Origin of the sequence: Methanobrevibacter wolinii SH (assembly GCF_000621965.1) — an archaeon.
Taxonomy (GTDB): domain Archaea; phylum Methanobacteriota; class Methanobacteria; order Methanobacteriales; family Methanobacteriaceae; genus Methanarmilla; species Methanarmilla wolinii.
The window spans coordinates 44,463-67,838 of sequence record NZ_KK211377.1 but is presented as its reverse complement, the minus strand read 5'-3'; the positions used below and the strand labels follow the sequence as shown (position 1 = coordinate 67,838).

General features: G+C 24.2%; 18 protein-coding genes and 1 pseudogene. 10 read left to right on the top strand and 9 right to left on the bottom strand.

Annotation, left to right across the window (positions count from 1 at the left end; all coding sequences use genetic code 11):
* Positions 1–558 precede the first annotated feature (558 nt).
* The 3 genes from mptA to cofG all read left to right on the top strand — a co-directional run bounded on the left by mptA (position 559) and on the right by cofG (position 3,556).
* The gene (mptA, locus tag T523_RS06950) at positions 559–1,494 is read left to right on the top strand and encodes a GTP cyclohydrolase MptA (RefSeq protein ID WP_042708221.1); all 936 of its coding nucleotides are present in this window, start codon (positions 559–561) and stop codon (positions 1,492–1,494) included.
* A gap of 61 nt (positions 1,495–1,555) precedes the next feature.
* Positions 1,556–1,996, top strand: coding sequence for a DUF2120 family protein (locus tag T523_RS06945; protein WP_042708220.1), 441 nt, complete (start codon positions 1,556–1,558; stop codon positions 1,994–1,996).
* A gap of 405 nt (positions 1,997–2,401) precedes the next feature.
* On the top strand, positions 2,402–3,556 hold the full coding sequence (gene cofG / locus T523_RS06940) for a 7,8-didemethyl-8-hydroxy-5-deazariboflavin synthase subunit CofG (protein ID WP_052334676.1): 1,155 nt from the start codon (positions 2,402–2,404) through the stop codon (positions 3,554–3,556).
* 53 nt (positions 3,557–3,609) lie between these two features.
* Here cofG and T523_RS06935 read toward each other — a convergent pair whose 3' ends face one another.
* Positions 3,610–4,365 (bottom strand): class I SAM-dependent methyltransferase, encoded by a 756-nt coding sequence (locus T523_RS06935; protein ID WP_042708219.1) that lies wholly within the window; start codon positions 4,363–4,365, stop codon positions 3,610–3,612.
* 867 nt (positions 4,366–5,232) lie between these two features.
* Between T523_RS06935 and psmB the strand changes: the two genes are divergently transcribed.
* From psmB to comC, 4 genes are all read left to right on the top strand, one after another.
* Positions 5,233–5,859, top strand: coding sequence for an archaeal proteasome endopeptidase complex subunit beta (gene psmB, locus T523_RS06930; protein WP_042708218.1), 627 nt, complete (start codon positions 5,233–5,235; stop codon positions 5,857–5,859).
* A gap of 284 nt (positions 5,860–6,143) precedes the next feature.
* Positions 6,144–8,051 (top strand): beta-CASP ribonuclease aCPSF1, encoded by a 1,908-nt coding sequence (locus T523_RS06925; RefSeq protein ID WP_042708216.1) that lies wholly within the window; start codon positions 6,144–6,146, stop codon positions 8,049–8,051.
* A gap of 544 nt (positions 8,052–8,595) precedes the next feature.
* Complete coding sequence (gene purM / locus T523_RS06920) at positions 8,596–9,618, top strand: phosphoribosylformylglycinamidine cyclo-ligase (protein WP_042708215.1); 1,023 nt, start codon at positions 8,596–8,598, stop codon at positions 9,616–9,618.
* A 98-nt stretch (positions 9,619–9,716) separates the two neighbouring features.
* Positions 9,717–10,745 carry an L-sulfolactate dehydrogenase gene (gene comC, locus T523_RS06915; RefSeq protein WP_042708214.1) on the top strand — a complete coding sequence of 343 codons (1,029 nt, stop codon included), beginning with the start codon at positions 9,717–9,719 and terminating at the stop codon, positions 10,743–10,745.
* 790 nt (positions 10,746–11,535) lie between these two features.
* Here comC and mtrA read toward each other — a convergent pair.
* From mtrA to hcp, 3 genes are all read right to left on the bottom strand, one after another.
* Positions 11,536–12,108: a tetrahydromethanopterin S-methyltransferase subunit A gene (gene mtrA, locus T523_RS06910; protein ID WP_042708328.1), complete on the bottom strand. Its 573-nt coding sequence runs from the start codon at positions 12,106–12,108 to the stop codon at positions 11,536–11,538.
* A 153-nt stretch (positions 12,109–12,261) separates the two neighbouring features.
* Positions 12,262–12,588, bottom strand: coding sequence for a cupin domain-containing protein (locus tag T523_RS06905; protein WP_042708213.1), 327 nt, complete (start codon positions 12,586–12,588; stop codon positions 12,262–12,264).
* A gap of 72 nt (positions 12,589–12,660) precedes the next feature.
* Positions 12,661–13,980, bottom strand: coding sequence for a hydroxylamine reductase (gene hcp / locus T523_RS06900; RefSeq protein WP_042708212.1), 1,320 nt, complete (start codon positions 13,978–13,980; stop codon positions 12,661–12,663).
* 142 nt (positions 13,981–14,122) lie between these two features.
* Here hcp and T523_RS06895 point away from each other — a divergent pair, with 142 nt between their 5' ends.
* Positions 14,123–14,902 carry a TrmB family transcriptional regulator gene (locus T523_RS06895; RefSeq protein ID WP_042708211.1) on the top strand — a complete coding sequence of 260 codons (780 nt, stop codon included), beginning with the start codon at positions 14,123–14,125 and terminating at the stop codon, positions 14,900–14,902.
* Between the two features lie 33 nt (positions 14,903–14,935).
* Here the strand turns inward: T523_RS06895 and T523_RS06890 are convergent, their stop codons facing one another.
* The 4 genes from T523_RS06890 to T523_RS06875 all read right to left on the bottom strand — a co-directional run bounded on the left by T523_RS06890 (position 14,936) and on the right by T523_RS06875 (position 19,907).
* Entirely contained in the window at positions 14,936–16,762 is a 1,827-nt protein-coding gene (locus T523_RS06890) for a DNA-directed DNA polymerase (RefSeq protein WP_042708327.1), read from the bottom strand.
* Between the two features lie 178 nt (positions 16,763–16,940).
* Positions 16,941–17,981, bottom strand: a complete 1,041-nt coding sequence (locus tag T523_RS06885; protein ID WP_042708210.1) for an AI-2E family transporter — start codon at positions 17,979–17,981, stop codon at positions 16,941–16,943.
* A gap of 210 nt (positions 17,982–18,191) precedes the next feature.
* A complete protein-coding gene (locus T523_RS06880; RefSeq protein ID WP_042708209.1) occupies positions 18,192–18,989 on the bottom strand; it encodes a dihydroorotate dehydrogenase electron transfer subunit in 798 nt (265 codons plus the stop codon).
* A gap of 9 nt (positions 18,990–18,998) precedes the next feature.
* Positions 18,999–19,907 (bottom strand): dihydroorotate dehydrogenase, encoded by a 909-nt coding sequence (locus tag T523_RS06875; protein WP_042708208.1) that lies wholly within the window; start codon positions 19,905–19,907, stop codon positions 18,999–19,001.
* A gap of 91 nt (positions 19,908–19,998) precedes the next feature.
* Here T523_RS06875 and T523_RS06870 point away from each other — a divergent pair, with 91 nt between their 5' ends.
* A complete protein-coding gene (locus T523_RS06870) occupies positions 19,999–21,207 on the top strand; it encodes an NOP5/NOP56 family protein (protein WP_042708206.1) in 1,209 nt (402 codons plus the stop codon).
* Between the two features lie 41 nt (positions 21,208–21,248).
* A pseudogene (locus tag T523_RS06865) lies at positions 21,249–21,902 on the top strand (fibrillarin-like rRNA/tRNA 2'-O-methyltransferase); the annotation flags it as partial.
* A 797-nt stretch (positions 21,903–22,699) separates the two neighbouring features.
* Here the strand turns inward: T523_RS06865 and T523_RS06860 are convergent.
* A complete protein-coding gene (locus tag T523_RS06860; protein ID WP_052334675.1) occupies positions 22,700–23,359 on the bottom strand; it encodes a phosphopantothenoylcysteine decarboxylase domain-containing protein in 660 nt (219 codons plus the stop codon).
* Between the last annotated feature and the right edge of the window lie 17 nt (positions 23,360–23,376).

Below are 23,376 nucleotides of genomic sequence, written 5' to 3'. Positions count from 1 at the left end.
TTATATAAAACTAAATTAAAACTAATTTTTATAAAATTCTATAAACATTCTAAAACTTATTTTTACTTAAACTTTAAATTTTTAAATTCAATAAATCATTAACTTAAATTTAAAAATCTTATAATATATAATTAAAAATAAATTTTAATAAAAAATTATAATTACATATACTAAATTAACTTATTTTAAAATAATATATATCCAAAATTAATATAGAAACTAATTAATTTAAAATAAATCTATTTTTTAATAAAAAACTTTAAAAATCTTGATTTTATAAAATATTAAAAAAATACAAAACAATTAAACAAATATGATATACTAAAAATAAAATAATATATCAAAAATATTTTATAGATATTTAAATAAATTTAAAATTAAATAAGAGCCTATTTTAAAAATTAAATAAAAAAATAGACTTTTCTCTAAAAATATTAAAAAAATAATATTATTTTATTTAAAAAATTATAAATATAATTTTAAATAAAATTTATATGATTAAAAACTATATTTTAAAAGATATAGTAATATAATTAATAAAAAATTAGAAGGTATATTATGGCTGATTGTTTCCCAGATACTCAAGATAACAAACCACGTGTACCTATCTCTTTATCAAGAGTAGGAGTTACTGGTGTTAAAAAATTAGTAAAATTAGAAAGAAAAAATAAAAGACCAATTATATTAATACCTACCTTTGATGCATTTGTAGATTTACCAAGTGATCAAAAAGGTATTCATATGTCAAGAACCCCAGAAGCTATTAGTGAAGTAATGGAAGAAGCTACTAAAAGTCAATCCATAAGAACTGAAAATATCTGTGAAGAAATTGTAAATAAAATGATGGAAAAACACGAATATGCAAGACGTGTTGAAGTCAATATGACAAGTGATTATATGTTTAATAGAAAATCACCTGTCACAGAAAAAAATTCACAAGAAATGGCAAAATTAATTGCTAAAGCTGTTGGAACTAGAAATGGAAATGAAATCATAATTCATAAATACATTGGAACAGAAGTCGTTGGAATGACAGTATGTCCATGTGCACAAGAATCAGTAAAAGAAGCAGATAAAAGAAAATTATTAGAATTCTTAGATGAAGAAACAACACAAAAAGTATTAGATACTGTAACTTTTGCATCACATAACCAAAGAGGTATTGGAACTATCTTAATAGAAGTTCCTAAAGGTGAAGAAGTTAGTGCAGATGATTTAATTGAAATTATTGAAGAATCTATGAGTTCACCAGTATGTGGATTATTAAAACGTCCTGATGAAAATGCAACTGTAATGAATGCACATACTAAACCAGTATTTGTAGAAGACTGTGTAAGAAACATGGTTGAAAAAATCATTGAAAAATATTCAAACTTACCAGACGATACAAAAGTTACATTACGTCAAATTAATAAAGAAAGTATTCATAGACATGATGCTTTTGCAGAAAAAGTTTCAACAATTGCACAATTAAAAGAAGAAATGAAAATATAATATATTTCATTTCCTATTTTAAATAAAAAAATTTGACTAAAAACTTAAAAAAGGAAATATCATGTCACATTTACATAAAATTGCAGGTTCAATTCTAGGAAAACTTAATTCATTTAAAGGATCTCGTCCAGCACTAGATAATGGAAAAATTCTCATTGTTAGATCTATAGGTTCAGATAAAATAGATATTAATAATATTGATAAAGAATTAGATGAAATAGTTGATATGTTTAATGGTGATGAAATAGAAATTGTCTCTGATGATGCTGGAAAAATAATCAATAGAATGGACGAACAAGTTAGGTCATCTGTTAAAGTTAATGCTGAAACAGATTCAAATGGCGTTATGAGAATGGTTAAAGGTTTTGAAGACCAAGGAATAACTACAAATTTTAGATTATTTGATACAGAACATGCAAGTGTGTTTGTAGTATTATGGAGAGACCATAAAAATATGGGACCATGTTTTGTTGAAGTAACTGTTTCAGATAAAGAGGTTTAAAATTAAAAATTTTAGAAAGTAAATATTCTAATAATTTAGAATAATCTTTCTATAAACTTATTTTCAAATAATTTTACACCACATCAAATTAAAATAAACCCTATATAAACTCATTTTCAATAATTTTATTTAAATAATAATTAATTTTAAAAATAACTGATTTTAGATAAAAAAACTAATTTTAAAAAAACCATTTATACAAACTTAAAAATAATTCTAAAAAAACTATTTTTTTAAAACTTTCTAAATTAAAAAAAAACAATCCTAATTTAAAATAAATAATTTAAAAAAAACTTAAAAATATAAAAATAGAATTTCAAGATAATTAAATAAAACTCAAATAAGAATTTTTAAATATAGAATAATAAAAAAGATATAAATAATTAAAATAAAATAATGATTCTTATGAATGTTTTAGACCAATTAACAGAAAATAAAATAAATATTAAAGATTTATCAAAAGAAGAATTAACCGATATTCTTAATTCAAAAGGAAAAGATGTGAATAAATTAATGAACCTTGCTAATACAGATTACACTCCTAATAAAACAATTACTTTTTCTAAAAATGTATTTATACCAATTACTGAAATCTGTAAAAATGATTGTGGATATTGTAACTTTAAAAAAACACAAGAAGATAAAGATGCAATAATATTAAAAAAACCAGAAGAAATTTTAAAAACTTTAAAAGATAGTGAAAAATATTCATGTAAAGAAGCATTATTTACATTCGGTGAAAATGCAGATGAAGAGGATATTGTAAAATCTAGACTTAATGATTTAGGTTATGATAAAATGGTAGATTATACTTATGATTTCTGTAAATCTACCTTAGAAAATACAAATCTACTTCCTCATACAAACTGTGGAAACATGTCTTATAAAGAAATGAAAAAATTAAAAGAAGTTAATGTTTCAATGGGATTAATGCTTGAAAACTCATCTAAAAGACTTATGAAAACTATTGCCCATAAAAAAAGTCCAGGAAAATTACCTAAAACTAGAATAAAAACTATTACAAATGCAGGTAAATTAAAAATACCTTATACTACAGGAATTTTAATTGGAATTGGTGAAACAAAAGAAGAAATAGTAGAATCATTACTTGAAATAAAAAAAATTCAAGAAAAATATGGCCATATTCAAGAAATTATTATACAAAATTTTACACCAGCACCAAATATGGAAATGGCTAATTATCCAGAACCAAGTCTTTTAGATATGGTAAGAACCGTTTCACTTGCAAAATTAATGTTTAATGATGTATCAATACAAGTTCCACCAAACCTTAACTATGAAACTGCACAAATATTCCTTTTATCTGGTGCAGATGATTGGGGAGGAGTATCTCCTTTAACCCATGATTATGTAAATAAAACTTCACCATGGCCAACACTTGACCATTTAAATGAAATAACAAAAGATGCAGGTTACCAACTTAAAGAAAGACTTGCAGTATATGATAAATATATTAATAAGGAATATTTAAGTTCATTACCATATGAAAAAGCAGTAAAAGAACAAAATATAATAAATAAAACAAATAATATTAATTAAATTAATATTATTCTCTTTTTAAATTAATATCATTAAATTAATAAAGATAGTTATCATTCAATACGAGCATCCACAACTACATGTTCGACACCTGGAGAATACTTTTTAACTTTAGTAATTCCAAGAATTTCAACATCCCTATTTTTTGCAGCTTCTTTAATCCTTTCAACAGGACGAGTATACATTAATTTATCAGGAACTGTTTCATGATAATGAATAATACCACCTGGATTTAATGCTTTCATTGCACTAGGTAAATATTCATGAGTCGTTTTAACATAGCCCATAATAATACGATCAGCATTATATTTAGGTGCTTCAATAGCACAATCACCACAAATTGGGACAATTTTATCATAAGCTGCTTTTTGATTAATTTTATTAATCTCAATATTCTCTTTTAAAAATTTATAAGAATTAGGATTTAATTCAATTGAATAAATTTTTTTAGGATTAGCATGAACCCCAATAGGAATTGAAAAATAACCAATACCTGCAAACATATCTAAAACAACTTCCCCATCAGATACTAATTTAGCAATTCTTAATCTTTCATTAGTATTTCCTTTTGCCCACATAACTTTTGATAAATCTAACTTAAAATAACAACCATTTTCTTTATGAATAGTTTCAGTGCTATCACCAAGTAATATTTGAGTTGAAGGTTGTCTTAATTGTCCATGAATCTTACCTACTTTAATAATAGATTTTACATGAAACCTATTTTGAAGTTCTTTAAGTTCATCATAAGACAAATCACGAGTATTATCATCTAAAATAAGAATTTTCCCAATAATCTTCCATTTCATATATATTACCATAAATAATTTAAATAATAAGAAATTAAATAATCCTAGAAAAATATGGCTCTGTTGAAGAATTATCTTATTTAAAAATTAAATCTTAAATGATTTAATTATAAATTTAAAATTAACTTAAATTTAAGAATTTACTCTTAAAATGATTTATTCATAAATTAAAAACTTAAGATAAGTTTAAAAATTTCAACAAAGACAAAAATATAATATAACTATTAAAAATCTTAATTATAAAATTTATATAATAATTTTCTATCATAAATTAAATAATAATTATCTAAAAATAAATATTTCATTAAAAGAATATAAAAATATAATGTATATTAATTTAATTAATTAAGAAAAATTATAATAGTCCAAAATATATTTTAAAAAAATAGAAATTAATTTAATATATGATTAAATTATATTAAAATTAAGAAATATTAAAAATTATAATAAAAAATATTGAAAAATATAAATATTAAGATAAATAATTAAAAATTATAATATGTATTTTATTAAATAATATAAAATAATATAATATTATAAAATAATAAAACGAAAATATTATATATATTAAAAACATATTCTAATAAAGTTAAGTTTTACTTAATTATAGTCTGATTTTATTATAATAAATTTATTTCATCAAAAAGGAATATTATAAATTAATATAAAAAGTAATTATTTTTTCAAGATATAAAAAATAATGTAAATATTTATTTTTAAATAAACATTATTTCAAGTAAATTTAATATAAATTTTTAAATAAATATATTATATATAAGTAGTAAAAATTTACTATTAAAATAATATACTTAAATAATTATATATTTATAATAAATTCATTACATGTTATAAAAACGAGGTGTTTACATGGACGATGAAAAAATTGTAAAAGGTACCACTACTGTAGGTATTACTTGTAAAGATGGAATTGTTTTTGCATCAGAAAGAAGAGCTAGTATGGGAAGTTTAGTAGCTCATAAAGTTGCAAAAAAAATATTTAAAATTGATGATCATATAGCAGCAACTATTGCTGGTAGTGTTGCAGATGCACAAAATTTAATGAAAGTAATGCGTGCAGAAGTTTCATTATATAATTTAAGAAATGGAGAAAAAATTAGTATTGATTCTGCAGCTACATTAACTGGAAATATATTACACTCACAACCAAGAGGAGTTCAAATTCTTCTTGGAGGTGTAGATGATGAAGGTTCATCTATTTACTCACTTGATGCTGCAGGTGGAGTAATTAAAGATACATTTATATCTACTGGATCTGGATCTGTATTTGCATACGGTGTATTAGAAGATAGATTCCATGAAGATTTAAGTATTGATGAAGGTATAGAAATTGCATTAAGAGCAATTAAATCTGCTACAGAACGTGATACCTTCTCTGGAAATGGATTCTTAGTAGCTACTGTTACAAAAGATGAAGGATTCAAAATGTTAGATAAAGAAATAGTTGAAGCAAAAGTAGAAGAAATTAATAACTAATTTTATTAATTTTTTATTTTAACTTATTTTTTTCATAAATAAATTTATAGATGAATAAATAATTATTCATATGATTTTAGAGTTTATTAAACTCTAAACTTATTATTTTTAAATTAGATTATTTAGTTAATAATTCAATATCTTTTTAAATTATAACTAAATACCCTTTTATTAATCAATTATTATTTTATTAATTAGATAATTGAGATTTAAAATTTTTAAAAAAGAACTTAATTAATATAATTTTATTATTTAATAGACTATTTTTCAAAAGAAGTGATTATATGGCTTCAGAAATCTTAGAAGAAACTAAAAAAACAATTATAAACAGATTACCTGAAATGGTAAAAGTTGCTAAAGTTGAATTTGAAGGGCCCGAAATTGTAATTTATACAAAAAACCCTGAAATTATAACTGATAATGGAGATCTTATTCGTAATTTAGCAAAAGATTTAAGAAAAAGAATCATTATTAGATCAGATAAAAGTGTTTTATTAGATCCTGAAGAAACAATACAAAAAGTAAAAGAAATTGTACCCGAAGATGCTGAAATAAGTGATATCTCATTTGATGATGTTACTTGTGAAGTAATAATTGAAGCTACAAAACCAGGATTAGTTATTGGTAAATATGGAGTAACCTCAAGAGAAATTGTTAAACAAACAGGATGGGCTCCAAAAATATTAAGAACACCTCCAATTTCATCAGAAATCATTGGTAGAATAAGAACCATATTAAAAAATAGTAGTAAAGAAAGAAAAAAATTCTTAGAAGATTTAGGTAAAAGAATTCACCAAGAAACTAAATATGATAATGATTGGGCAAGATTAACTTCAATGGGTGGATTTAAAGAAGTAGGAAGATCTTGTATGCTTCTTCAAACACCAAATAGTAGAGTTCTCCTTGATTGTGGAGTAAACGTTGCTGCTACTGAAGATAAAGATGCATTTCCATATTTAAACGTACCTGAATTTAATATTCAAGAATTAGATGCAGTTATAATATCACATGCACACCTTGACCATGTTGGTTTCTTACCTTATTTATTCCACTATGGATATGAAGGACCAGTATACTGTACAACACCAACTTCTGATTTAATGACTCTTTTACAATTAGATCATATTGATATTGCTCACAGAGAAGGACATCCATTACCATTTAATGTAAAAGATGTTCAAAAATGTATTAAACACACAATATGCTTAGATTATGGAGAAGTAACAGATATTTCACCAGATATAAGATTAACTTTACATAATGCAGGACATATTTTAGGTTCTGCTATAGCACATATGCATATTGGAGATGGTCAACACAACCTTGTTTATACTGGAGATTTTAAATATGAAAGAAGTAGATTATTAGAACCAGCAACCACCAGATTCCCAAGAGCAGAAACTGTTATTATGGAAAGTACTTATGGTGGACATGAAGATATTCAACCATCAAGAAACAATGCAGAAAAAGAAATGATGAAAACAATTTATAAAACTTTAAAACGTGGTGGAAAAGTTTTAGTACCAGTATTTGCTGTAGGTAGAGCACAAGAATTAATGATTGTACTTGAAGAATATATGCGTCATGGAATGATTGATGAAGTACCAATATACATTGATGGTATGATATGGGAAGCAACTGCAATACATACTGCAAGACCAGAATATTTAAGTAAAGATTTAAGAGATCAAATTTTCCATATGGGTAGAAATCCATTTATCTCAGATTACTTTAAAAATGTTTCAAACAATATAAATAGAAGAGATATTGTTGAAGGAGAACCATGTATTATTCTTTCAACCTCAGGTATGTTAACTGGAGGAAATTCTGTTGAATACTTCAAAGCATTATGTGATGATGAGAAAAACACATTAATATTTGTAGGTTATCAAGCAGAAGGATCTTTAGGTAAAAGAATACAAAGAGGAGTAAAAGAAATACCATTAGAAGTAGATAATAAAACTGAAGTATTCCATGTTAACATGGAAATCAATACAATTAATGGTTTTAGTGGTCACTCTAATAGACGTCAACTTATGGACTATGTAAAAAGATTAAGTCCAAGACCTGAAAAAATCCTTGTATGTCATGGAGATCCTTATAAAACTGTTGACCTTGCAAGTAGTATACATAGAAGCTTTAAAATGGAAACAAAAACTCCATTAAATCTTGAAGCTACTAGAATACAATAAATCTTAATAATTTAAAAATTATTATAATATAATTTTTCATAATTTAATTATTAAGATTCTTATTTTTTAATAAATTTTTTTAATAAAACTTAAACTATCAATATTAATTTTTTAATATAAATTTAAAACATGTTCTATTTAAAAATTAAATTTTTCTAAAAAATATTAATTTTTAAATTTTAAGACTTGTTAAATACTATTTTTTATAATAATATAAATGATATTTATACTTAAAAATTAAATTTAAGAAACTTTTTTTTAAAATAATAAAATTCGAATAATTTACTATATTTCAATTTTAAAAAAAATAAAGATTAAAAATAAAATTAAAAAATTTAATAAATATAAATAAAATAATGAAAAATATTTAAATTTATAAAAATTAAATCAAAATTAATTAAATAATTATACAATTAATAAAAGTTATACAAATCTTAAATAAAATATTAAGAATAATGATTTAATAAAAATAATAAATTTTAATACACATTAATAATATAAATATACTATAATATATTATAAATTTATAAAGATAGGTGAATATATGGTTACATATTCAGAATCTGGTGTAGATATTGATCTTGAAGCACTTACTGTTTCAAAATTAGCTTCAAAATTAAAACCAACATTAAATAATAGAGAAGTACTAACTGAAAGTGGACATTTTGCTGCTTTAGTACCATTAGGAGACAAAGCAATAGCAATGAGTACTGATGGTGTAGGTAGTAAAATTTTAATTGCTGAAATGATGAATAAATATGATACTGTAGGAATAGATTGTATTGCTATGGTTGTAAATGATATTCTTTGTGTAGGTGCTGAACCAATAGCACTTGTTGATTATTTAGCAGTAGAAAAACCAGACCCAGATAGAGCTGAAAAAATAGCAGAAGGTTTAGTTAAAGGTGCTAATGAATCAAATATTGCAATTATTGGTGGAGAAACTGCTTCTTTACCTGGTATTATTAAAGACTTTGATTTAGCAGGAACTGGAATTGGTTATGTTGATAAAGATAGAATAATTACTGGTTCAGAAATTGAAGAAGGAGATATATTAATTGGTCTTAGAAGTAGTGGTATTCATAGTAATGGTTATAGTTTAGCAAGAAAAGCTATTTTTGAAAAAGCTGGACTTAAAATTGATGATGCATTACCAACTAATCCAAATATAACTGTTGGTGAAGAATTATTAAAACCAACTAAATTATATGTTAAACCAATAGTTAATATATTAAAAAAAGATTTCAATATTAAAGGATTAGCACATATAACTGGTGGAGGCTTCACAAATCTTAACAGACTCAAAGATGGAATCGGTTTCAAAATAGATAATCTACCAGAACCACAAGATATTTTTAAATTTATTTATCAACAAGATGTACCACTTAAAGAAATGTATAAAGTATTTAATATGGGAATTGGTTTTGTTGTAATTGTTCCTCCTAAAGAAGCAGAAAATGTTTTAAAAGAATTAAATAAAACTACAGAAGCTTCAATTATTGGTAAAGTAATTTCTGAAGAAAAAATTATCATTAAAACATTTGAAGGAACTGAAATAGAATATTAAAAATACATTAAGATACAATAATTTCAGAATAAAAATAAATTACAAATTTTTAATTTTTTAAAATAATTCAAATTAACTAATAATAAAAGGTGTACTTTATGAAAATAACAACAGAAAATGAAAAGCTTTTAGTAGATCAAATATTAATAAACTTAGGAGTTAAAAAAGAAGATGCAGAATTAGTAACAGAAGTAGTACTTAATGCTGACTTAAAAGGATTTTCTTCACATGGAATTGGAAGATTCCCACAATACATTAAAACTATTGATGCTAACAATATAAAACTTAAAGGCGAAATTGAAATTGAAAGAGAAACTGAATCAATTGCAGTAATAAATGGTCACAGTTTATTTGGTCAAATTGTAGCAACAAAAGCTATGAAACTTGCAATAGAAAAAGCTAAAAAAACAGGAGTTGGAATTGTAGGTACCCATAATTCAAATCACTTTGGAGTTACTGGATTTTATTCTGACTTAGCAGCAAAAGAAGATTGTATTGGAATTACTTTTGCAAATACAGAACCTGCAATTGCACCATTAAATGGTAAAAAACCAATTATAGGTACAAATCCAATTGCAATAAGTATTCCTAATGATGACACATATATTGCTACAGATATGGCAACTTCTGCTTCAGCTAGAGGAAAATTATTAGAAGCTCAAAGAAAAGGTCAAAGTATTCCACCAAACACTGCATTAGATAAAGAGGGTAACCCAACAACTGATCCAACAGAAGCTTTAGATGGTTCTATATTAGCATTTGGTGCACACAAAGGTTATGCATTAGCATTTATGATTGAAATCCTTTGTGGTCCATTAGTTGGTGCAGATGTAGGAACAAATGTAACTGGTACTGCAGATTGGAGAGAAAATTGTACAAAAGGAGATTTATTCATTGCAATCAACCCAGATAAATTTGTAGGTATTGATGCATTTAAAGCTGGAACTAATGAATTCATTAAACAAATAAGAGATGCAGATAATGGATTTGTTCCAGGAGACATTGAAGTTAAAAGAGTAGCTGAAAAAAGAGAAAATGGAATTGAAATCGATTCAAAATTATATGAACAATTAAAAGAAATATGTGATGGATTAGATATCAACATTGAAAAATATATGGAAAAATAAATTATTAATAACTTAAGTTCAAACATTTTAAAAAATAAATTATTAAATTAATTTATTTTCTAATATTTTAATATTATAATTAAATAAATTTTTATATTAAATTTATAATTCACTTTTTTTAAAACATAATATCCAAGAATTTAAATAATAAACTTTTTTTAAATAAAAATCTTAATTTTTATAAAATTTAAACATTATTTATTACTTAAAAATTAAATTTAAAAAAATATTCTAAAAATTAATGAATTTCAATTAAATATATGTATTTTTTATTTAAATTTTTTAATATAATAATATTTTATAATAAAATCATATATATTAATCTATTAATAAAAACATTAATGAAAATAAAAAGATATTATAATTAAAATATAATTAATATTATCAATAATAAAATAATATTATATGTTTTAATTAAGTCTAATTCTAATATAAAACTATGAAAATTATTAGTTAATTATTAAAATTTAATATTTTATGAAATAATATAAAATCAATAAATTAATATTCAAGATAATTAAGTAATTAAATAAATAAATTAAATTTCTAAATTAAGTAAATATAAAAAAATAAAATAAATAAAATTATCACATTAATAATTATTTAATTAAAAAAGACTAAACTCAAAATAAGGATAGAAAATTAAAATAAATACCCAAATAAAACAAGAAAAATAAGCATAGAAAATATGATAATTAGAAAATATCTAATTTAACACATATAGTTAAAAACTATTTTATAAAGCTCAAAAAAGTTTAAATCAGTAAAATACTGATTTAAACTTAAAAATTTATGCAGCTACTTCAACTTCAGAAGGTTTTGCACTAATTTTTATTTCAGAATCCTCGGAATCTTCATCAATAGAAATAACCATTGATTTTTCTTCGAAAGCTCCAGGATCTTTTTCAATACATTCTTTAACTTTTGAGGTAATTGCTCCACCATCTTCAGTATCAATTAAATCAACAATTTCTAATTGATTTTGGAATCTTTCTACTGCCTCCATAGGAAGATTTTCTACAAATGGTATTGCACCTTTTGCCTCATTAATTTTCTTTTTCTCAGGATCGCAACCATGTGCATGTAATGCTTTGAAAGCATCACCAGTAATATGGCCTTGTACTTCTGCACCACATAAGATTAAAAATCTTATGTTTGGATTAGAAATAGTGTTAGCCACTACTTTTTCAATACCAAGATTTTCAGTTTTACATGGTCCTGCAATAGCTGCTCCAGCAGCAGCAGGAATATCTTCAATGTGAGAAGCTAAAGTTGCAACAGCAACAGGGCTTTCTGGGTCTCCTGCAATGTAATCACCAGTAATTATAGGCCATCCATCAGCAGGTGCTTTTTTATCAGCCATATTAATACCTCCAGTTTTTTTAATCATTATTTATTATCCCTAAACAGAAAAAATCTTAAAAAAGATTTTTCAAGAAATATTGATTTTAGAGTTAAATATTTCTTTTAAGTTTAGGGCGACAATGAAAATTATTAAAATTATAACTTCAAAATTTTAATCTGATTTAATCATTGTTAAAATCATTTTAAATGGACTATTTGATGCTTGTAAAGCATGAGGGACATTTCCAGGCATAATTATCATTTGTCCTTTACTTACAGTATGAGGTTCACCTGCAAGTGTAATTTCTGCTTCACCATCAATAATCTGTACTAATGCATCAAATGGTGCACTATGTTCAGATAATCCTTGACCTTTGTCAAATGCAAATATTGTAACAGTTCCAATATCTTTTTTTATGATTTCACGACTAACAACAGAACCTTCTTGATATTCAGCTAAACTACCAATTTCAATAGGTTTCCCTTTTAAATCTGTCATTTAAACCACTTCGTAAATTGATTTTAAATAAATTTTGAATAAAATTTTAATTATAAATTTAATTTAATTTATTTATTCACCCATTATTTTTTTAATATCTTCAATAGGATCTCCAATTGGGGTTAAATTATAATTTTCAATTAATACATTAAGTATGTCTTCATTTGCCCAAGCAGGTAAAATAGGACCAATTAACATATCTTTTTTACCTAAGTATAATAATGCCCAAAGTACAGCTGCTGCTTTTTGTTCCATCCAACTTAATACAATAGTTAATGGTAAATCATTTAATTCACATTCAAATAAGTCACATAATGCAAGAGCTACATCTACTGCTGCAACTGCATCGTTACATTGACCCATATCTATTAATCTAGGGACACCTTCAATATCACCTAAATCTAAATCATTGAATCTGTATTTACCACAAGCAAGAGTTAATACAACAGTGTCTTCAGGTAAGTTTTCTACAAATTCTCTGTAATAACTGTTTTTAGCATTTGGTGAGTCACATCCTCCAACTAAGAAGAACCTTTTAATTTTACCAGCTTCAACTAATTCTTTAATTTTAGGAGCAAGACTTAAAATAGTACTTACACCGAAACCAGTAGTTACAGTACTGAGTTCTTCAGCTTCTAATCCACCTAAGTCTTTAGCTTGTTTGATTAATCCTGAAAAATCATAATCTTCAATTTGTTTTACACCAGGTAATTTAGCAACTCCACTTGTGTAAATTCTATCTTTATAATCATCTTTAGGTAATAATACACAATTACTAGTTCCAAGAATTACTGCATTATATTTTGAGAATATTTTTTTCTGATCAAACCATGGACCACCAATTTGACCTTTAAGTGAACTGTATTTTCTAAGTTCTGGGTATCCATGTGCAGGTAACATTTCCCCATGAGTATAAACATTTACTCCAGTACCTTCACATTGTTTAAGTAATTCTTCTAAAGCTTTTAAATCGTGACCAGTTACAATAATTGCAGGTCCTTCTTGTGCTCCTACTTTTACTTCAACTGGAGTTGGTTCTCCATAAGCTTCAATATGAGCATTTTTAAGTAACCTCATAACTTTTACACTAGCTTCACCAGCATCAAGACCTAATTGAATTAAATCTTCAACATCAAAATTTACATTAGTAAGAGTTGAATACATACCTTTTGTTAAAAATTCATCTACATCTGGATCTTTAGCACCTAATTTATTTGCTTGATAATTATAAGCACTAATACCTTTCATTGTAAATATAAGGTTATCTTGTAATCTTGCTACAGTAGGTTCTTTTCCACAAACACCTTTCATAAAACATCCATTACCACCTGCAGTTTGAGAACATTGGTAACAGAACATATCTAATCTATCCTTAGGTAAATCTTTCATCATTTTTTGTAACCTCCATATAATTAAAGATATATCAATCTAATATATAAATGTGATGTAACTTAGAAAGTATTAAAAGTATGAAAAGTTTAATATATCATTTAAAGAGTATAATTATGAAATAATAACTAAAAAAGGGATTCTAATGAATGAAAATATAATTGAAACACTAAATAAAATTGGACTAACAAAATATGAATCTTTAGCATTTTATTATTTAAATTCAATGATTGAAGCTAAAGCTCCAGAAATCAGTGAAAAATCAAAAATACCGAGAACTAAAATTTATAGTGTTTTAAAAAGTTTAGAAGAAAAAGGATTTATAGAAATAAACAAAGGACACCCAAATATTTATAAATCTATTAATCCATCAATTATTTTTAAAAGAGAAACAAAAAAGATAAATGATGAATTAAAAAATGCAGAATTAGAATTAATTTATAACCATGAAAACAATACTATAAAAACACAAGCTCCAATGTGGTTAATTAGAGGAGAGAAAAAAATAGTAAACAAAGAAATTGAACTTATTAAAAAAGCAAAAAACCATGTTAATATGAGAATAGGTTTTTTATTTGAAGATGAAATTTCCCAACTTAAAACTACATTAAAAAATAAATCAGAAAGTATTGATATAAATATTCTAGCTTCACCTTACTGTATAATTAACAATAAAAAAGTAAATATTAAAAAAGAATTAGAAAACCCGAATATCAATATATACAATACAGACCTACCTTATGCTAAAATGATGATATGTGATGGAAAAGAAATGTTACATATTTATAGTAAATTCAATGAGAAAACAAGAAGTCCAATTAATGAAACAAGTATTGCAATGTGGAACCAATATCCAGAAATATGTAAAAACTATGATGATAGATATTATAAAATATTAAAAAAATTAAAAACAAAACAAAAATAAAAAAACCTACAAAATAATATAAAAAATAAAAAATTATTCTTTTTTATTTCCTCGATATTCTGCATAAAAACCATCAGTATCTGCATATATAGCATAGAACCCATATTTTTTAGCGGTTTCAATAGTATATAGAATGTATTCTCTACCCCATGCTGTAATAGCTTGAGCACATTCAAAAGAATACCATCTGAATCTAGAATATCCATATACACCATACATAGTATTAATTAAACGTTTAATAGCTAATTGTTGAATATTTAAAACTTTTTTTTCAGTTGAATTAGTTGATTTTTTCATTTGTTTTTTGATTTTAAGTCTTTCTCTTAAAATATCTCCAATAACAGAAGGAATAAAACCTTTTGGACTTTTTAAAAATTTATGTTTATGCTGTGGACAAACATAATATCTTTCTTCATCAGGAAATGCATCATCAGTAATATCTAATGGATTTCCACCATCTGTTACAAGGACATCTGGACAAATATTTTTAGATATAATAATACTAGGATATAGACTTCTAAAATCAAATTGTACTAAATTTTCATGTAGTCCTGGTTCAGGCTCCTTAACAAAACCACCTTCGTTTTTATCATGTACTCTTGATTTATCTCCGGCAGAAGGTTTATTTGGAATTATTTCATTAATAGCATATGCCCTTTTAACAAGATACCACTCTGCTTGTTGACCAGTAGTCATACGAGTAATATCAAAGAAAGGCTGACCTACAATACGAGTAAGCTCTAAATTCAATGGTAATGTTTGTTGAGAAATCATAAGAGTAGATACAACATCATCTAAAGAATAATCAAATAATTCATCAAGATATTCATTATCACTATCCCAATATTTCCAAATAATTTCTCCAGGAACATCTTTTTTTTCTTCTCCAAATAACTCATAATAAACTCTTTCTAAAGTATATCTATCTAAAGTCATATACCTTCTCATTACAAGATATAAATCAATATGTAAAAGACCTTTAAATGATGCAGCATCTGCAAATCCTCTTTTTATAAATTTAATTGAAGAACCATCCATACTTAAATCAAGATCAATTCCATATAATTTAGCCCTATCATTAAGATATGGAAAATCAAAATTATCTGAATTATATCCTACAATAATATCAATTTGATTGTCTTTAATAATTTTTACAAATTCTTCAATCATTTCCTTTTCAGAATTAAATTTTTCTACAAATGAATCATTATCATTAATCTTTGTTTTAGTAGATAATACCTTTCGAATACCAAAATTACTATTAAGACCAATCATAATAATCTCATCAATATCAGAATTAGGTAAGCCTCTTGGATTATAAACTTCTAAATCAAAAGCAAGTATTCTAAAATCAGAAATTGATTCATTTAAAGATTTAGGGACATCTGAAAGATTAATTATCTCAAGATTATCATAATTATTACTTATAGAATCATGAGATTCTATAATATCTCCTTTAACACTAATAAGACTCATGGGAACAATATCATTATCTATAAGATAACGACGATAAAATGGAATATCATGTTCACGTATATCAACAACAGAATCTAAATTTCTAATTTCATCCCTATATTTTGGAACCTCTTGAGGATGAGTAAAAGTTATTTTAATAAATTTTTTAGGAACTTGGAAGTCTTTTTTATCTACAATTTCAATATTTTGAGTATCATATTTTTCTAAATCTTTTAAACATTGATTAATATCATTTGGTTCAATATAAAAATATGGTTCAAAACTATTATCAAATGCAATGATTCTTTTAGGATTTTCACCTGGTTCTCTACCAAATAAACGTATTACTGGTTTTTCACCTTCTGTAATATAATCAATATCTAAAACAATCATTTCTCTTTCAATCATAATACCACAGTATATAATCCATAATTTAATTATTATTTTACAAAATTATTAAGAATTTAACTTATTTACAATCTAAATAGCTACTAAAAATTATTGTTATTAAGAATTTAACTTATTTACAATCTAAATAGTTTATACTAATTTACAAACATCAATATATAATATTAATATAAGATTAAGATAAATTTTTATTATCTTTTTCTTCTTTATATGTTTTAATAACAGCAAATGCAACTCCTAAAATTAATGGACCAAGTATAAAACCAACAATACCCATAATTAATGGTCCAGATACAAATCCTAAAAGTAAAATTAATGGATGAATATCTGCATATCTACCAGAAATTGCAGGACGAATATACATATCACTTAAAGATAAAACACAACCAAATAATACAACAAATACAAGTCGTATATAATTTCCTTTAAATAAGTCTATAATAGCTAAAACACAATATATTGGCCAAGGCCCAATAACTGGTATTAATTGACATATACCAGTCATAATTCCTAAAAATCCAGAATAAGGATATCCAAGTAATGTATATCCTACAAAACCCATAATACCAATTATAATACTTGTTAATATATGACCATAAAATATACTTTTTAATACATCTTTAATCTGTGCAAACATATGATTAAAAAATTCAGATTTATCATTAGGTATAAATGCAAAAACATAATCCCATACTTTATCTCCATCACGAGCAAAGTAAAATGTTGTAAACATCAAGACCAATAATTGTACAGATATATTTGGTAAATCTTTAACTAATCCAATAATATAATTAAAAATTATCTTTGTTAAACTATTAACTCCAGTATATATTTTAGTAGCAATTGTCCCACTCATAGAATGATATTGAGGAGGTAAATAATACACAATACTAGAAGCAATAGATTTAACATTAAATGATGAGAAATTACCTTGATTACTAATAAGTGAAGAACTTAAACTTATCATAATATAAATAATATAACCTAGCAATAAAATTATAGGAATTATAATTAAAAGCATTCCTAAAATATTTGAAATAGATTTATATTTAATTTTATTATTTAATTTTCTAGCAATAGGTCTTACTCCAAGAGATAAAATAATTCCAAGTATTACCATATTCAATACTGGAGTTAAAACCATAACAGAAAGTACTACTAAAATTAGAATTATAATTAAAGGAGTACTTAACTTACTAATTATATTATTTTCCATAAAATCACAATTTAACTTAAAACTTATTTTATTAAATTTAAATTATATAATTTAATATAATTTAAACTTTATTAAATAAAAATTATAAGTACTTAATAAAATTAATTTAAAAAAAAATAAACCTTTAAAATATCTAAAAACACGTCTAAAATAAATTTAAAGAGAAATTAGATACATACAAAAAGACATGAAAAATTTAAATAAAAATATTTAAATTTTCTCACCTGTAGGTGCTCTACGATAATTTCCAAATTCTGTAATTAATTTAAGATCCTCATTTGAGAATATAGGTCCTTCTTTACATATCCTCCAACCAGTATTATCAACACAACATTGTCCACATATTCCTATTGCACATTTCATATATCTCTCAAGAGAATATTCTCCAGAAATATTATTATCTTCAAGAATATCATAAGTAGGTTTCATCATAACTTCAGGTCCACAAACAACTGCAAAGTCATATGTTGATTCTTCAATTAAATCTAATGCACGATTTGTTGCAAAACCTTTATATCCAGAAGAACCATCATCTGTAGCATTATATACATTTGCACCAGATTTATTTAATCTATCCTCAAAGAGTAATTCATCTTTATTTACTGCAGCACAAACAACATCAACATCATTATCTTTAACTGCATAATCAGTAAAACAAGCAACTGGAGCCATTCCAACTCCACCACCAATAACTAATATTTTTTTACCTTTTGGAATTGTAAATGGATTGCCATAAGGACCTCTTAATCCTAAAAAATCTCCAACTTTAAGATTATGAACTTCTTCAGTGAAAGGACCAACATTTTTAATAGTGATTCCAATTTCATTATTTTTTTCATCTATTGAAGATATAGACATTGGCTTTTCATCATTAAAATTCCAAAGCATAATAAATTGTCCAGGATATGGAATCTCTTCACTCATATCCCAATCAAAGAAAAATGTTTTAATTGTAGGAGTTTCATTAACAATACGTTTAATTTTTAAAACTTTAGGAACATTCAACATATTAACACCTTATTTATGTCCAAAACCAACCATTTCATTAATTGAACTAAATCCTTGTTTAATCATGAACTTTTCTAAATCTTTGTTGATTCTAGAGAATATTTCAACACCTTCATACATTATAGAAGTACCAATTTGCACTGCACTTGCACCAGCATATAAAAATTCTACAACATCTTCATAATTTTGAATACCACCTACACCAATTATAGGTATATCAACTACATTATAAACATCATAAACACAACGAATAGCAATAGGTTTAACTGCAGGTCCACTCATACCACCAAATTTATTTTTAAGTATAGGATTTCCAGTGGTAATATCAATTTTCATACCTGGACCTAATGAATTAATTAAACTTAATCCATCAGCACCTGCATCTTCTGCTGATTTTGCAATTTCTGTAATATCAGTGACATTTGGAGTTAACTTAGCAATAATTGGAACTTCAGAAACTTCTTTAACTGCACTTATAATTTTATGAGTTAAATCAGGATTTTGACCAATAGCTGCACCATAACCTTCCATAGCATGAGGACAAGAAATATTTAACTCAATACTATCTACATTATCTTGAATTTTTTCAGTTACATAAGTGAATTCTTCAGGAGTAGCACCATAAATAGATGCAATTAAAGCTTGATTATTATCAGTCACAACAGAGTTTAATTCATCTAAAAAAACATCAACACCTGGAGAAGATAAACCTATAGCATTAATAATACCACCAGTAACTTCAACAGTTGTTGGATTATGATAACCTGGATTAGGTTCTTTTGAAAAAGATTTTGTAACAACTGCTGCAGCACCAGATCTTAAAATCCAATTCAAACTACTAGCATTACTACCCATAATTCCAGCTGCTAACATCAAAGGATTTTTAAGTTTTACACCACAAATTTCAGTTTCTAACATACGATTTCTCCACAAAATTATTAAAATTAATATTATTATAATTTATGAATTATGTAAAATTTATAATTATGTAAATATATAAAATAAAATCATGAAACTTTATATAACAAATTGTATTGCTGGTTATTTATGTTTCAATAGTGACTTTGAATTAATAGATTATATATTATTTAAAGAAGAAGAAACTGTAGATAAATTAATTGAAATAGAAAAAAATAAAATAACTAGTGAAGAAAGGGAAATAATTAGTCATATTAATGATTCATGTGATGAAATAATCATTGAAACAAGAAATAAACACTCAGACTACAAAGATATTAAAAATTATGATAAAATTAAAATAGAAATGCCAAGTAAAATTGGAGAATATTTAAGAAAAAATATAGTAGATATTTTAAAAGAAATTAATTTTATTAATAATAAAGAAGAGTACACTGAAAAATTAATTAATATTACAAATGAAATTGCAGTATACAAAATGAAAGAATCTTCACAAGAAGAAGACAAATTACTTATTCAAGCAATTAATTCAATTGATGAAATTGATGAAGGAATTTCTAAATTGATTGAAAGATTAAGAGAATGGGAAACAATTTATTTTCCAGAAATTGAAACAATGCATAATAATGAATCATATGTTAAATTAGTATCTGATTTTAAAAATAGAGAAGATGCAATTAAAAACAGCGAAACTCTAGAAGACAATTTAATAAGTAATGGTGCAGATTTAGATAAAGATGATATATTTATATTAAATGAATTTGCAAAATCAATAAAATTATTACAAGAATCAAGAAAAGATATTGAGGAATATATTAATTCAAAAATGAAAAAAATAGCACCAAACCTTCAAAACTTAATAGGTTCAACATTAGGAGCTAAGTTAATTTCTCATGCAGGAAGTCTTAAAAGATTAGCAATGTTTCCAGCAAGTACAATTCAAATTATGGGTGCAGAAAAAGCATTATTTAGACATTTAAAAACTGGAGAAAATCCACCGAAATATGGTTTAATATATCAAGATCCTATAGTTAGAAATAGTAATTATTGGAATCGTGGAAAGATAGCTAGAAAATTAGCTTTAAAAATTAGTTTAGCAGTAAAAAGAGATTATTTCACAGATAAATATGAACCAGGCCTTAAAGAAGAATTTGAAAAAGAAGTAGAAATAATAGAAAAAGAAAATCCATTTCCAAAAACAAAAAATCAAAAAAATAAGAATAAAGAAAGTAAACATAAAAAACCACATAAAAATAGAAAAAAACAAAGAAGACATAAAAGAAAAAAACGAAGACACTAATTAAAACACAATAAGTAGGAAAAAATAATAAAGTAAAAGTTGATAAAATGGAGATTTATAAAACAGATAAAGAAATAGCTACAGTAAATTTAGTTCCAGGTACTAGAGTATATGGAGAGCAATTAATTAAAGATGAAGAAGGTAAAGAATATAGAGTATGGAATCCTCATAGATCTAAATTATCTGCTGCATTATTAAATGGATTATCAAAGTTAGAATTAAATAAAGATTCAACAATATTATATCTTGGAGCATCCACTGGTACAACAGTATCCCATATTTCAGATATTGCTAAAAATGGAAGAATATATGCTGTTGAATTTTCACCAGTAAGTCTTAGAAAATTATCAAGACTCTGTAAAACTAGACCAAACATAGCACCATTATTAAATGATGCTACAAAACCTAAAGAATATATAAATAAACTTGAAAAAGTTGATATTGTATATTGTGATGTTGCTCAACCTAGCCAAACAAAATTATTTATGGACAATATGAATCTTTTTATGAAAGATAATGGTCAAGGAGTATTCATGATAAAATCAAGAAGTATAAATGTTAATATTAAACCTAAAACCGTTTTTAAGGAACAAGAAAAAATATTAAAAAGGAATGGTTTTTCAATAGAAGAAAAAATCAAATTAGAACCATATGAAAAAGACCATATTTGTTTCTTAGTAAAAAAAGCATTTTAAATTAAGAAATAATAATAAATTTCCTTAAAAAGAATAAAAAATAAATTTAAAATTGAAGTAATAAAATTAACTTATAAATTTCATATTATTATAAGAATATTAATTAATAATAATGATATATTTTAAATAAATTAATATTACAATGAAATATTAAAAAATATATTTTATTACTATACCCATATAAGATATAAAAAAAATATAATAGTCTAAATATTAAAAAGATGATTTTTTATAAAGTAAAAATTAACTTAAAAAAATCAAAAAAGTAATACTATTGAAATCTTTTTATATTATGAACATTAAAAATATATATGCTAATGCAATATAAGAAATAGTTCAAAAGACCGCCTCTAGATAGAATTCACTCCATGAATACTCCAAAATAATATTATCTAGAGGATTGAACTTATTTTTTTATTTTAACTTATTTTAACCAATTTATATATAAAAATTAAATACTTTTAGAAAATTTTAAAAAATAAAGAATATTTAAAAAGTCTGTAAAATTAATAAAAAAGTATTACTTATTTTATATTATATTTAAAAAAATAGATAATTTTTAAATAGAAATTTTATAAATTAAAAAGAATATATAAAATTTTTAGATATATTAAGTATATAATATAATTTTAATTAATAAAAATTAGATTTACTAAAAACTTATTTTTATAAAAATTTTAAACTTAAAGAATTTTATTTTAAATGAATCTAGCTAAAACTAAGATAAATAATATTAAAAAATCATGTCTTAATTAATAATAATAATTAAAAATAAAAATTAAAAAAAGATAATTGTTTTATAGAGAATTTTCAATATCATCAAATATTATTTTTGCAAGTTTATCTTTAGAAGATAAAGCTATTTTTTTATAAGTTCCATTGTCACGAACTAAAATAACTTCATTATCATCAGAACCAAAACCACAACCTTCATGAGATAAATCATTTGCAACAACTAAATTTGATCCTGCAGTTTTAATTTGTTTATTTGCACAATTTATTAAATCCTCTTCAGAAATATCATATTGTGCCTTAAAACCAACAAGAAATACATTAGGATTAATATCTTTAATTTGTCTTATAATTTTTTCAACTGGTTTAAATTCTAGTGAAAGATTTAAAGATGAATTAATTTTATGTGATTGCATTTTAATAGGTTCAAAATCACTTATTGCTGCAGTAGCAATAAAAATATCAAAATCGGGAATAAGTTTCTTAATACAGTTATTCATTTCTGAAGAAGTTTGTACATGAAGAGTATTAAAAATAGATGGTATTTCAACATCACATTTCGCTGCAATTAATGTTAAATCATAACCACGAATATATGCTTCTTTTGCAAGAGCTAAACCCATTTTACCAGAGGATTTATTAGAAATTCCTCTGATTGGATCAATTGGTTCATATGTTCCACCTAAATTAATTAGAACTTTTTTATTAGAAATAGAATTAGACATAATACCTCTTAATTAAT

Bases quoted from the DNA above. Each gene is read 5' to 3' on its own strand.
- mptA (WP_042708221.1), top strand. From the start codon at position 559: ATGGCTGATTGTTTCCCAGATACTCAAGATAACAAACCACGTGTACCT.
- T523_RS06945 (WP_042708220.1), top strand. From the start codon at position 1,556: ATGTCACATTTACATAAAATTGCAGGTTCAATTCTAGGAAAACTTAAT.
- cofG (WP_052334676.1), top strand. From the start codon at position 2,402: ATGAATGTTTTAGACCAATTAACAGAAAATAAAATAAATATTAAAGAT.
- T523_RS06935 (WP_042708219.1), bottom strand. From the start codon at position 4,365: ATGAAATGGAAGATTATTGGGAAAATTCTTATTTTAGATGATAATACT.
- psmB (WP_042708218.1), top strand. From the start codon at position 5,233: ATGGACGATGAAAAAATTGTAAAAGGTACCACTACTGTAGGTATTACT.
- T523_RS06925 (WP_042708216.1), top strand. From the start codon at position 6,144: ATGGCTTCAGAAATCTTAGAAGAAACTAAAAAAACAATTATAAACAGA.
- purM (WP_042708215.1), top strand. From the start codon at position 8,596: ATGGTTACATATTCAGAATCTGGTGTAGATATTGATCTTGAAGCACTT.
- comC (WP_042708214.1), top strand. From the start codon at position 9,717: ATGAAAATAACAACAGAAAATGAAAAGCTTTTAGTAGATCAAATATTA.
- mtrA (WP_042708328.1), bottom strand. From the start codon at position 12,108: ATGGCTGATAAAAAAGCACCTGCTGATGGATGGCCTATAATTACTGGT.
- T523_RS06905 (WP_042708213.1), bottom strand. From the start codon at position 12,588: ATGACAGATTTAAAAGGGAAACCTATTGAAATTGGTAGTTTAGCTGAA.
- hcp (WP_042708212.1), bottom strand. From the start codon at position 13,980: ATGATGAAAGATTTACCTAAGGATAGATTAGATATGTTCTGTTACCAA.
- T523_RS06895 (WP_042708211.1), top strand. From the start codon at position 14,123: ATGAATGAAAATATAATTGAAACACTAAATAAAATTGGACTAACAAAA.
- T523_RS06885 (WP_042708210.1), bottom strand. From the start codon at position 17,981: ATGGAAAATAATATAATTAGTAAGTTAAGTACTCCTTTAATTATAATT.
- T523_RS06880 (WP_042708209.1), bottom strand. From the start codon at position 18,989: ATGTTGAATGTTCCTAAAGTTTTAAAAATTAAACGTATTGTTAATGAA.
- T523_RS06875 (WP_042708208.1), bottom strand. From the start codon at position 19,907: ATGTTAGAAACTGAAATTTGTGGTGTAAAACTTAAAAATCCTTTGATG.
- T523_RS06870 (WP_042708206.1), top strand. From the start codon at position 19,999: ATGAAACTTTATATAACAAATTGTATTGCTGGTTATTTATGTTTCAAT.
- T523_RS06860 (WP_052334675.1), bottom strand. From the start codon at position 23,359: ATGTCTAATTCTATTTCTAATAAAAAAGTTCTAATTAATTTAGGTGGA.